General features: G+C 76.1%; 3 protein-coding genes. 1 reads left to right on the top strand and 2 read right to left on the bottom strand.

All coding sequences use genetic code 11. The features are described from left to right. The coding region (locus tag ABTY15_RS38740) for a type I polyketide synthase (RefSeq protein WP_350607021.1) at nt 1-1,461 on the bottom strand (1,461 nt) is incomplete at its 3' end. A 299-nt stretch (nt 1,462-1,760) separates the two neighbouring features. Here ABTY15_RS38740 and ABTY15_RS38735 point away from each other — a divergent pair. Then, a complete protein-coding gene (locus tag ABTY15_RS38735) occupies nt 1,761-1,886 on the top strand; it encodes a hypothetical protein (protein WP_350607019.1) in 126 nt (41 codons plus the stop codon). Between the two features lie 71 nt (nt 1,887-1,957). Here the strand turns inward: ABTY15_RS38735 and ABTY15_RS38730 are convergent. Next, a partial coding sequence (locus ABTY15_RS38730) for an SDR family NAD(P)-dependent oxidoreductase (protein ID WP_502893687.1) occupies nt 1,958-11,607 on the bottom strand: 9,650 nt, incomplete at its 5' end.

Genomic DNA, 11,607 nt, shown 5'->3' with positions numbered 1-11,607 from the left:
CACCACCGGCACCGGCCCAGGCACCGCGGACACATCCACCGCCGGCACATCCACCGCATCGGGAAGCGCCTCCACCACCGGCGCCTGCTCCAGGACGGCGTGCGCATTGGTGCCGCTGAAGCCGAAGGACGAGACACCGGCGCGGCGCGGCTCACCGGTCTCGGGCCAGTCCGTGTCCTCGGTGAGGACGCGGACGGCGCCGGCGGCCCAGTCGACGTGCGGGGACGGCCGGCCGGCGTGCAGGGTCCGGGGCAGCACGCCGTGCTGCATCGCCATGACCATCTTGATGACGCCCGCGACGCCGGCGGCGGCCTGGGTGTGGGCCAGGTTGGACTTCACCGAGCCGAGCCAGAGCGGCCGGTCCTCGGGGCGGTCCTGTCCGTACGTGGCGATCAGGGCCTGTGCCTCGATCGGGTCGCCGAGGCGGGTGCCCGTTCCGTGGGCCTCGACGGCGTCGACCTGCCGGGCGCTCAGGCGGGCGTTCTCCAGGGCCTGCTTGATGACGCGCTGCTGCGAGGGGCCGTTCGGCGCCGTCAGGCCGTTCGAGGCACCGTCCTGGTTGACGGCGGTGCCGCGGACCACCGCCAGTACCGGGTGGCCGTTGCGCCGCGCGTCGGACAGCCGCTCCAGGAGCAGCATGCCCACCCCTTCGCCCCAGCCGGTGCCGTCCGCATCGGCGGAGAACGCCTTGCAGCGGCCGTCCATGGCCAGGCCGCGCTGGCGGCTGAAGTCGACGAAGGCCTCGGGGGTGGACATCACGGTCACGCCGCCGGCCAGGGCCAGGGTGGACTCGCCGCTGCGCAGCGACTGGACGGCGAGGTGCAGGGCCACCAGGGAGGACGAGCAGGCGGTGTCGATGGTGACGGCGGGGCCTTCCAGGGCCAGCGCGTAGGCGACCCGGCCGGAGGCGATGCTCGCGGAGCTGCCGGTACCGAGGAATGCCTCGACGCCCTCCGGTACGGAGTGCAGGCGGGCGGCGTAGTTGTGGTAGATCACGCCGGCGAAGACGCCGGTGCGGCTGCCGCGCAGCGCGGCCGGGTCGATTCCGGCGCGCTCGAATGCCTCCCAGGAGGTTTCGAGCAGCAGGCGCTGCTGCGGGTCCATCGCCATCGCCTCGCGCGGCGATATGCCGAAGAATCCGGGGTCGAACTCGGTGGCGCCGTGCAGGAAGCCGCCCTCGGCGACGTACGAGGTGCCGGGGTTGTCCGGGTCGGGGTGGTAGATCGCGCCGAGGTCCCAGCCGCGGTTGGCGGGGAAGCCGTCGACGGCGTCGCGGCCCTCACTGACGAGCTGCCAGAGCTCCTCGGGGGATCCGACGTTCCCTGGGAACCGGCAGCTCATGCCGATGATCGCGACCGGCTCGTGGTCCGCCGCCTCCACCTCCTGGAGCCGCTGGCGGGTCTGGGCCAGATCGGCCGTCACCCACTTGAGGTAGTCGCGAAGTGTCTCTTCATTCGCCATGACATGCCACCTCTTCAACGCATCCAGTCGGCTCGCGTCATTCGACGGATTTCTCACCGGCGGGAATTTCACAGCAATGGCCGATGGCCTGTGGAAATCCCCCGGGCGAAGTTGTCGGCAACTTCGGGCACCAGGAGCTTCTGCCAGATCGCCTATTGCATTTCGCTTGGCGAGATTATGGTTTGGCGGGGGTGCTCTCAACCCCTATCCGGCCCCTAGGTGGGGCTTTGCAGTACCGCCCTCGCCGCCGGTGGCCGCCGCAGGTCGCGGTGTCGGGCCGGTCCGCTACCTTGGCCGGCATGTCGACCACTGCGCGGCTCAAGGAATCGGTGCGGCTCCCGGGCGTCGGCGACGGGACGTGGCTCACCTACGACGACCCGAGCGGGACGCTCAACCGCTGGACCCGGGCGGTGCCGGGAAGCTGAGCGGATGCCCGGGGCCCCGGGGCGGCACCGTCGGTGCTGCCCCGGGGCCCCGGCCGTGGCCGCCTCCCGCCTCAGCCGGCGTCCTGGGAGCGGCCGAGCTGGTCGTTGATGAAGGCGAACAGCTCCTCGTCGGAGGCGGCGCGCAGCTGTTCGGTGTCGACGGCCGGGGCGGCCGGCTCCTCGACGGCCGCGAGTCGGCCGAGCAGGGCCTGGAGGCGGACGGAGAGGGTGCTGCGCAGGTCGTCGCCGGGGGCGGGGGCGGCAGCGAACGCGGCCTCCAGACGGTCGAGTTCGGCGAGCAGCGGGCGGGCCGAGGCGTCCGCCGCGGGGGCGGTCTCGGTGAACAGCAGCTCGGCGAGGGCCGCGGGCGTCGGGAAGTCGAACACCAGCGTGGCCGGGAGGCGCAGGCCGGTGGCGGTGTTCATCCGGTTGCGCAGTTCGACGCCGGTCAGGGAGTCGAAGCCGAGCTCCTTGAACGCCCGTTCGGCCTCGACCGCGTCCGGGCCGGAGTGGCCGAGGACGGCCGCGACCTGGGTGCGGACCAGGTCCCGCAGCAGCGTGCGGCGGCCCTCCTCGTCCAGTCCGGCCAGCCGCTGTTCGAGCGTCCGGCCCTGGTCGGCCGCCACCGCGGCGGCGGCCCGGGGAGTGCGGCGGGCCGTGGCCCGGACCAGTCCGCGCAGCAGCGGCGGGACGGCGGAGGGGTCGGCGTGGGCGCGCAGCCCGGCGACGTCCAGGCCCACCGGGGCGAGGGCGGCGCGGCCGAGCGTCGCCGCGGTGTCGAGCAGGTCCAGGCCCTGGGCGGAGCCGAGCGGGGTGATGCCGCCGCGGGCCATCCGCTGGAGATCGGCCGCGTCGAGGGTGCCGGTCATGCCGCTGCTCTCCGCCCACAGGCCCCAGGCGAGGGACAGCCCGGCGAGGCCGGCGGCGCGCCGGTGACCGGCCAGTGCGTCGAGGAAGGCGTTGGCGGCCGCGTAGTTGCCCTGGCCGGCGCCGCCGAAGGTGCCGGCGACGGAGGAGAAGAGGACGAACGCGGCGAGGTCCGCGGACGCGGTGAGCTCGTGCAGGTGGAGTGCGGCGTCGACCTTCGGGCGCAGCACGGCGTCCAGCCGGTCGGGGGTGAGCGAGCCGACCACGCCGTCGTCGATGACGCCCGCCGTGTGGATGACGGCGGTCAGCGGGTGGGCGGCGGGGACGGCGGCGAGCAGGTCGGCGAGCGCGGAGCGGTCGGCGGCGTCGCAGGCGGCGACGGTCACCCGGGCACCGAGGGCGGTGAGTTCGGCGCTGAGCTCGGCCGCGCCGGGGGCATCGGCGCCGCGCCGGCTGGTGAGCAGCAGGCGTCGCGCGCCGTGCCGGGTCACCAGGTGGCGGGCGACGAGCGCGCCGAGGGTGCCGGTGGCACCGGTGACCAGGACGGTGCCGTCCGGGTCGAGCGGCGGCGGGACGGTGATGACGACCTTGCCGATGTGCCTGGCCTGGCTGACGTACCGGAACGCCTCGGGGGCGCGCCGGATGTCCCAGGTGGTGACGGGCAGGTGCCGGAGGGCGCCCTGGGAGAACAGGTCGACGACGGCGGTGAGCATCTCGTTGATGCGGTCCGGGCCGGCCTCGATCAGGTCGAAGGCACGGTAGCGGACGCCGGGGTGCTCGGCGGCGACCAGGTCGGCGTCGCGGATGTCGGTCTTGCCCATCTCTATGAAGCGCCCGCCGCGCGGCAGCAGCCGCAGCGAGGCGTCGACGAACTCCCGGGCGAGCGAGTCGAGGACGACGTCGACGCCGCGGCCGCCGGTGGCGGTGCGGAAGCGCTCTTCGAAGTCCAGGTCGCGGGAGGACGCGAGGTGGCCGTCGTCGAGGCCGAGGGCGCGCACGGCATCCCACTTGCCGGCACTGGCGGTGCCGAACACCTCGGCGCCCAGGTGGCGGGCGAGTTGCACGGCGGCCATGCCGACACCGCCGGCCGCGGCGTGGACCAGCAGGGACTCGCCGGGCTTCAGGTCGGCCAGGTCGGTCAGCGCGTAGTAGGCGGTGAGGAAGACCACCGGGACGGCGGCCGCCTCGGCGAAGCTCCAGTCAGCGGGCATCGGGGCGACCATCCGGCGGTCGGTGACCGTGACGGGTGCGAAGCCGCCGGAGAGCATGCCGAACACCCGGTCGCCGACGGCGAGGTCGGTGACGCCGGGGCCGACCTCCAGGACGACGCCGGCGCCCTCCAGTCCGAGCAGGCCGGCGTTGCCCGGGTACATGCCGAGGGCGTTGAGGACGTCGCGGAAGTTGAGGCCGGTGGCACGGACGCCGATGCGGATGTAGCCGGGCTCCAGCGGGGCGACGGCGGGCGGGAACTCGATGAGCTCCAGGTTCTCCAGGGTGCCCTTGACCGGGATGCCGAGCCGCCAGGCGACGGCGTCCTCCGGCGGGGTCAGCGCTGCGTCGGTGGCGATCCGGGCCAGTCGGGGGGCGAACGGTTCGCCGTGCCGGACGGCCAGTTCGGTCTCACCGCGGGACACCGCAGTGGGCAGAGCGGTCGGCAGCGCCGCGGCGGAGTCGGCGGTCCGGTCCAGGTCGAGCAGGAGGAAGCGGTCCGGGTTCTCGGCCTGCGCGGAGCGCAGCAGGCCGCGCAGCGCGGCACCGGCCAGGTCGTCGGCCCGCTCGCCGGGCGCGGCGGCGACCGCGCCGTGGGTGACGGCCACGAGGCGGGCGTCGGCGAGGGCCTGCTGGTCGAGCCAGCCCTGGGCGAGGGCCAGGGCCCGGTGGACGGCGGTATGGACGGTGTCGGCGGACGGCCGGCCCGGGTCGTCCGCCGGGAGCGGGCTGCCGAAGGGTGCGAGCACGAACCCGGGCACGGGGGCGCCCGCAGCGACGGCGGCGGCGAGTGCGACGAGGTCCGGGTACGTCTCGGCGGCGATTCCGGCGGCCCGCAGGCTCCGGTGCAGTTCCTCGGCCGCGTCGGCCTGCCCGGGGGTGCCGATGACGGCCAGTGCGGCGGTCGGCCGGTCGGTGCCGTCCGCGGACAGTGGTGCCCATGCGACCTCGAACAGGTCGTCGTGGTGCGTGGCGCGGGCACCGCGCAGCTGATCGGCGGCGACCGGGCGCAGCAGCAGGGAGTCGACGGTGGCGACCGGCCGGCCGGTGGCGTCGGCGAGCGCGAGGGCGATGGTGTCGGCGCCCTGCGGGGTGATCCGCACGCGGAGCGCGGTCGCGCCGACGGCGTGCAGGACGACCCCGCTCCAGGAGAACGGCAGCCTGCCCTGGTCGCCGCCGCCCTGCAGGAACGTGCCGTGCAGCGCGGCGTCGAGCAGTGCCGGGTGGAGGCCGAACAGGCTGCCGTCCGCCTCGGCCGTCGGCGGCAGCGCGACCTCGGCGAAGACCTCCTCGCCGAGCCGCCAGGCGGCGGTCAGCCCCTGGAACGCGGGCCCGTACGCGAAGCCGCCCGAGGCCAGCCGCTCGTACAGGCCGTCCACCGCGACCGGTTCCGCGCCGGGTGGCGGCCACTCAGTGAGGTCGGCGGCCGCGGCGCCGTCGGAGGCGGCGGCCAGGGCCCCGCCGGCGTGCCGGGTCCACGGCTCGTCGGGATCGGCGTGTTCGGGCCGGGAGTACAGGCTCACCGGCCGGCCGCCGTCCTCGGCGGCCGCGCCCACCCAGAGCTGGAACTGCAGCGCCTCGGCGTCGGGCAGCACCAGGGGCGACTCCAGGGTGAGTTCCTCGAGTCGCGCGCATCCGACCTGTTCGCCGGCCCGCAGCGCGAGCTCGACGAAGGCGGTGCCGGGCAGCAGCACGGTGCCGGAGACGGCGTGGTCGGCCAGCCACGGGTGGGTGTCGACGGCGAGTCGCCCGGTGAACAGGTAGCCGTCGGACTCGGCCAGCGGGGCCGCGGCCCCGAGGAGCGGGTGCTCGGGTGCGACCAGGCCCGCCGACGCCACGTCCGCGGCCCGGAAGGCGGGCGCCTCCAGCCAGTACCGCTCGCGCTGGAAGGGGTAGGTCGGCAGGTCGATGCGGCGGGCGCCGGTATCGGCGAGGACGGCCTGCCAGTCCAGCGCCGTGCCGCGGACGTGGAGTTGGGCGAGCGCGGTGGTGAACGTCAGCGGCTCGGGGCGGTCGCGGCGTAGGGCGGGGGTGAGGACGGCGTCGGTGTCCTCGTGCCCTGCCATGGCGCTGAGCGTGCCGTCCGGGCCGAGCTCCAGGAACGTCTTGACGCCTTCGGCCTCCAGCACGTGCACCGCGTCGGCGAAGCGGACGGCCTCGCGGACGTGCCGCACCCAGTACTCCGGGTCGGTCAGCTCGGCCGAGACGAGCGTGCCGGTCAGGGTGGAGATGATGGGGATCCGCGGCTCCGCGAAGGCCACCCCGGCAGCCACCGCACGGAAGTCCGCCAGCATGCCGTCCATCAACGGCGAGTGGAACGCATGACTGACCGTCAGCCGCTTCGACCTCCGCCCCTCCAGACCGGCCACCACAGCCAGGACCGCTTCCTCGGCACCGGAAACCACCACCGAGGTCGGCCCGTTGACCGCCGCAATGCCCACACCGTCGGTCAGCAGCGGCAGCACCTCCGCCTCGGACGCCTCCACGGCGACCATCGCGCCACCGCGCGGCAGCGCCTGCATCAGCCGGCCACGGGCGGCCACCAGCCGGCATGCGTCCGCCAGCGAGAAGACGCCCGCGACGTGTGCGGCGGCCAGCTCGCCGATCGAGTGCCCCGCCAGGAAGTCCGGCCGCACACCCCACGACTCGACCAGCCGGAACAGCGCCACCTCCAGCGCGAACAACGCCGGCTGGGTGTACCCGGTCTCGTTGATCAGCCCCGCATCCGCGATCGCCTCGCGCAGCGGACGATCCAGCAGCGGGTCCAACTCCGCGCACACCGCGTCGAAGGCCGCCGCGAACACCGGGAAGGCCTCCGACAGCTCGAAGCCCATCCCGACCCGCTGACTGCCCTGACCGGTGAACAGGAACGCCGTCCGGCCTCCGGTCACCGTGCCCTCGGCCTGGGCGGTGCCGCCGCGGGCGAGCGCCGCCAGGCCGTCGAGCAGTTCGGTGCGGCTGCTGCCGATGACGGCGGCCCGCCGGTCGAGGCCGGTGCGGGTGGTGGCGAGGGAGTGCGCGACGTCGGCGGGCTGCCAGGCCGGGTCCTCCGCCAGCCTCCGGTGCAGGCGGTCGGCCTGCTCGACCAGGGCCTCCGCGGTCCTGGCGGAGAGCACCCACGGCACCGTGGCGCCGCCGCTCGGGGCGCCCTCGGCCGGCTCGGCGGGCGGTTCGGCGCCGGTCTCCTCGGGGGCCTGCTCGATGATGGCGTGCGCATTGGTGCCGCTGACGCCGAAGGACGAGACACCGGCCCGGCGGGGCGCGCCGGTCTCGGGCCACGGGCGGGCCTCGGTGAGCAGTTCGACTGCCCCGGCGGTCCAGTCGACGTGCGGCGAGGGCTCGTCGACGTGCAGGGTCCGCGGCAGCACGCCGTGCTGCATCGCCATGACCATCTTGATGATGCCCGCCGCGCCGGCGGCGGCCTGGGTGTGGCCGAGGTTGGACTTGATCGAGCCGAGCCAGAGCGGCCGGTCGGCGGAGCGGCCCTGCCCGTACGTGGCGAGCAGCGCCTGTGCCTCGATCGGGTCGCCGAGGACGGTGCCGGTGCCGTGTGCCTCGACCGCGTCCACCTGGGTCGGCGCGAGTCCGGCGTTGGCGAGGGCCTGCTGGATGACGCGCTGCTGGGAGGGGCCGTTGGGGGCGGTGAGGCCGTTGGAGGCACCGTCCTGGTTGACGGCGGTGCCGCGGACGACGGCCAGCACGGGGTGCCCGTTGCGGCGCGCGTCGGAGAGCCGTTCGACCAGGAGCATGCCGGCGCCCTCGGCCCAGCTGGTGCCGTCGGCGGCGGCGGCGAAGGACTTGCAGCGGCCGTCGGCGGCGAGCCCCCGCTGGCGGCTGAAGTCGACGAAGGTGTCGGGGGTGGACATCACGGTGACGCCGCCGGCCAGCGCGAGCGAGCACTCGCCTGTGCGCAGCGCCTGCACGGCCAGGTGGAGGGCGACCAGGGAGGAGGAGCACGCCGTGTCGACGGTGACGGCGGGGCCCTCCAGCCCGAAGGTGTAGGAGACGCGGCCGGAGGCGACGCTGCCCGAGCTGCCGGTGCCGAGGTAGCCCTCGACGCCCTCCGGGATGGCGGGCAGCCGGGAGACGTAGTCGTGGTACATCACGCCGGCGAACACGCCGGTGCGGCTGCCCTTGAGCGAGGCCGGGTCGATCCCGGCCCGTTCGATCGCCTCCCAGGAGGTCTCCAGCAGCAGCCGCTGCTGCGGGTCCATGGCGAGGGCCTCGCGCGGGTTGATGCCGAAGAACGCCGGGTCGAAGTCGGCGGCTTCGTGCAGGAAGCCGCCCTCGCGGGCGTAGGAGGTGCCGGGGCGCTCGGGGTCCGGGTCGTAGAGGGCGTCGAGCGGCCAGCCGCGGTCGGCCGGGAAGGCGGAGACGCCGTCGCCGCCTTCGGCGACCAGCTGCCACAGCTCCTCGGGCGTGCTGACCCCGCCGGGGTAGCGGCAGGCCAGGCCGACGATGGCGATCGGGTCGTCGTCGACGACGGCCGCGGCGGCCGGTGGTGCGGCGGCGGGGGCGGCCGAGCCGGCGAGCCGGGTGTCGAGGTGGTCGGCGAGGGCCTGCGGGGTGGGGTAGTCGAAGACGAGGGTGGCGGGCAGCCGCAGGCCGGTGGCGGCGGTCAGACGGTTGCGCAGTTCGACCGCGGTGAGCGAGTCGAAGCCGAGTTCCTTGAAGGCGAGGGCGGGTTCGACGGCGTCGGCGTCGGTGTGGCCGAGGACCGCGGCGACCTCGCCCGTGAGCAGGCCGAGCAGGGCCCTGGCCCGTTCGTCGGCGGGCAGTGCGGCGAACCGGCGGCCCGGGTCGGCCGCGCCGGTGCCGGCGGCGGTCCGCGCGGCCGGGCGGGCGGGGGCGCGGACCAGGCCGCGCAGCAGGGCCGGCAGCGCCGGGGAGGCGGCCTGGCCGCGGAGTCCGGCGGTGTCGAGGCGCATCGGCACGTAGCCGGCGCCCCCGAGAGCGGTGGCGGTGTCCAGCAGGGCCAGGCCCTCGGCGGAGGACAGCGCGGCGACGCCGGCGCGGCTGATGCGTTGCAGGTCGGCGCTGTCCAGGGTGCCGGTCATTCCGCTGCGTTCGGCCCACAGGCCCCAGGCGAGCGAGGTGGCGGGCAGGCCGCGGGCCTGCCGGTGGTGGGCGAGCGCGTCCAGGAAGGCGTTGGCGGCGGCGTAGTTGGCCTGGCCGGGGCCGCCGAGGATGGCGGCGGCGGCCGAGAAGAGCACGAAGGCGGCGAGGTCGTGTCCGGCCGTCAGCTCGTGCAGGTGCCAGGCGGCGTCGGCCTTGGGCCGCAGCACGCTGGCGAGGCGCTGGGGGGTGAGCGCGTCGACGATGCCGTCGTCGAGGACGCCCGCGGTGTGCACCACGGCGGTGAGCGGGTGTGCGGCGGGGATGTCGGCGAGCACCCGGGTGAGGGCGTCGCGGTCGGCGGTGTCGCAGGCGGTGAGGGTGACGGCGGCGCCCGCCTCGGCGAGTTCGGCGGCGAGTTCGGCGGCGCCGGGTGCCTCGATGCCGCGCCGGGAGAGCAGCAGCAGGTTTCGGGCGCCGTGTTCGGTGACCAGGTGGCGGGCGACGAGGCTGCCGAGGGTGCCGGTGGCGCCGGTGACCAGGACGGTCCCGTCGGGGTCGAGGGCGCCGAGGCCGGTCGGGGCGTCCTGCGCGGCGGCAGGGTCGCCCGCGGTCCGGGTGAGGCGGGGGACGTGGAGGGCGCCGGCTCGGAGGGCGAGCTGCGGTTCGTCGGTGGCGAGGGCGGCGAGCAGGCGGTCCGGGCCGGCCGGGTCGTCGTCCAGGTCGGCGAGGACGAGGCGCCCGGGGTGCTCGGACTGGGCGGAGCGCACCAGGCCCCAGACGGTGGCGGCGGCGAGGTCGGTGACGTCCTCGCCGGGGTGGACGGCGACGGCGCCGCGGGTGGCGAGGACGAGGCGGGCGTCGGCGAGGGCTTCCTCGGCGAGCCACTGCTGCACCAGGGTGAGCGCTCGGGTGGCGACGGCGTGCGCGGCGCCGGGTGTGTCCTCGGCGCCCGGCTCACCGGCGGCGGGGCCGGCGAGCAGGGCGACGACCGTGTGCGGCGCCTCGGCGCCGGCGCGGACGGCGGCGGCGAGCTCGGCCGGCCCGGGGTGGACCGGCAGGGCGAGCGCGGCGGCCAGGTCCGCCCGTCCGGTGTCGAGCAGGGCCCAGCCGGTGGCGGCGGGTTCGCCGGGGGTGCCGGGCTGCCAGGCCACGGTGAACAGCGACTCGTGGTGGACGGCCCGGGCGGCGTGCACCTGGGCGGCGGTGACGGGGCGCAGCAGCAGCGACTCGACGGCGGCGACGGGCGCGCCGGTGGTGTCGGCGACGGTGACCGCGACGGCGTCCTCACCGGCCGGGGTGAGGCGGACGCGCAGGCGGTCGGCGCCGGAGGCGTGCAGGGTGACGCCGCGCCAGGCGAACGGCAGGCGGCCGGACTCGCTGGGCGCCAGCAGGCTGCCCATGCCCACGCCGTGCAGGGCGGCGTCGAGCAGGGCGGGGTGGAGGCCGAAGTGGCGGGCGTCGGCTCGGTGCGGCTCGGGCAGGCGGACGTCGGCGTGGATCTCGTCGCCGAGTTGCCAGGCGGCGGTGAGGCCCTGGAAGGCCGGGCCGTAGTCGAAGCCGGCGTCGGCGAGGTAGTCGTACAGGCCGTCGACGGGGACCGGGACGGCGCCGGCGGGCGGCCAGGTGTCCACGCCGAGCGGTTCGGCGGGGCGGTCGTCGGCGGGCGGGGCGAGCAGACCGGCGGCGTGCCGGGTCCAGGCGTACTCGGCCGTGGGCGCGGCGCCGGTGGCGGCGGCGTCGGGCTCGGGCCGGGAGTGCAGGGTGAACGGGCGGGTGCCGGTGCCGTCCGCCTCGCCGACGGCGAGCTGGATCTGCACGGCGCCGTGCTCAGGGAGCACCAGCGGGGCCTGGAGGGTGAGTTCGGCGAGGTGCGGGGCGCCGACGTGGTCGCCGGCGCGGACGGCGAGTTCGACGAAGGCGGTACCGGGGAGCAGCACGGTGCCCATCACGGCGTGGTCGGCGAGCCAGGGGTGGGTCTGCCGGGAGAGCAGGCCGGTGAAGAGCACGCCGTCGGCGTCGGCGAGGGCGACGGCGGCGCCGAGCAGCGGGTGGTCGGCGGCGCCGAGGCCCGCGGAGGTGACGTCGACCGGCCAGCCGGCCGGCGGCTCGGGCCAGTGGCGGCGGCGCTGGAAGGCGTACGTGGGCAGGTCGATCCGGTGGCCACCCCAGGGCCGGCCGACGGCGTGCCAGTCGGGCGTGGCGCCGTGGACGTGGGCGCGGGCGGCGGCGGCCAGCACGTTCGCCGCCTCGGGGCGACCGGCGCGCAGGGCGGCGATCAGCGCGGCGGGCGTGCCGTCAGCGTCGAGGCTCCGCTCGGCGAGGGCGGTGAGCACGCCGTCGGGGCCGACCTCCAGGAACGTGGTGACGCCGCCGGCCCGGAGCCGGCGCACGGCGTCGTGGAAGCGGACGGCCTCGCGGACGTGCCGCACCCAGTACTCGGGGTCGCGGACCTCCTCGGCGGAGAGCGTGCCGCCGGTGACGGTGGAGACGATCGGGATCCGCGGCGCCTCGTACGCCACCTGGGCGGCGACGGCCCGGAAGTCGTCGAGCATGCCGTCCATCAGCGGGGAGTGGAAGGCGTGGCTGA

This window comes from Kitasatospora sp. NPDC097643 (assembly GCF_040302625.1).
In the GTDB taxonomy this organism is placed as follows: Bacteria; Actinomycetota; Actinomycetes; order Streptomycetales; family Streptomycetaceae; genus Kitasatospora.
The sequence above is the reverse complement of the archived record's forward strand: the minus strand, read 5'-3'. Positions and strand labels throughout refer to the sequence as shown.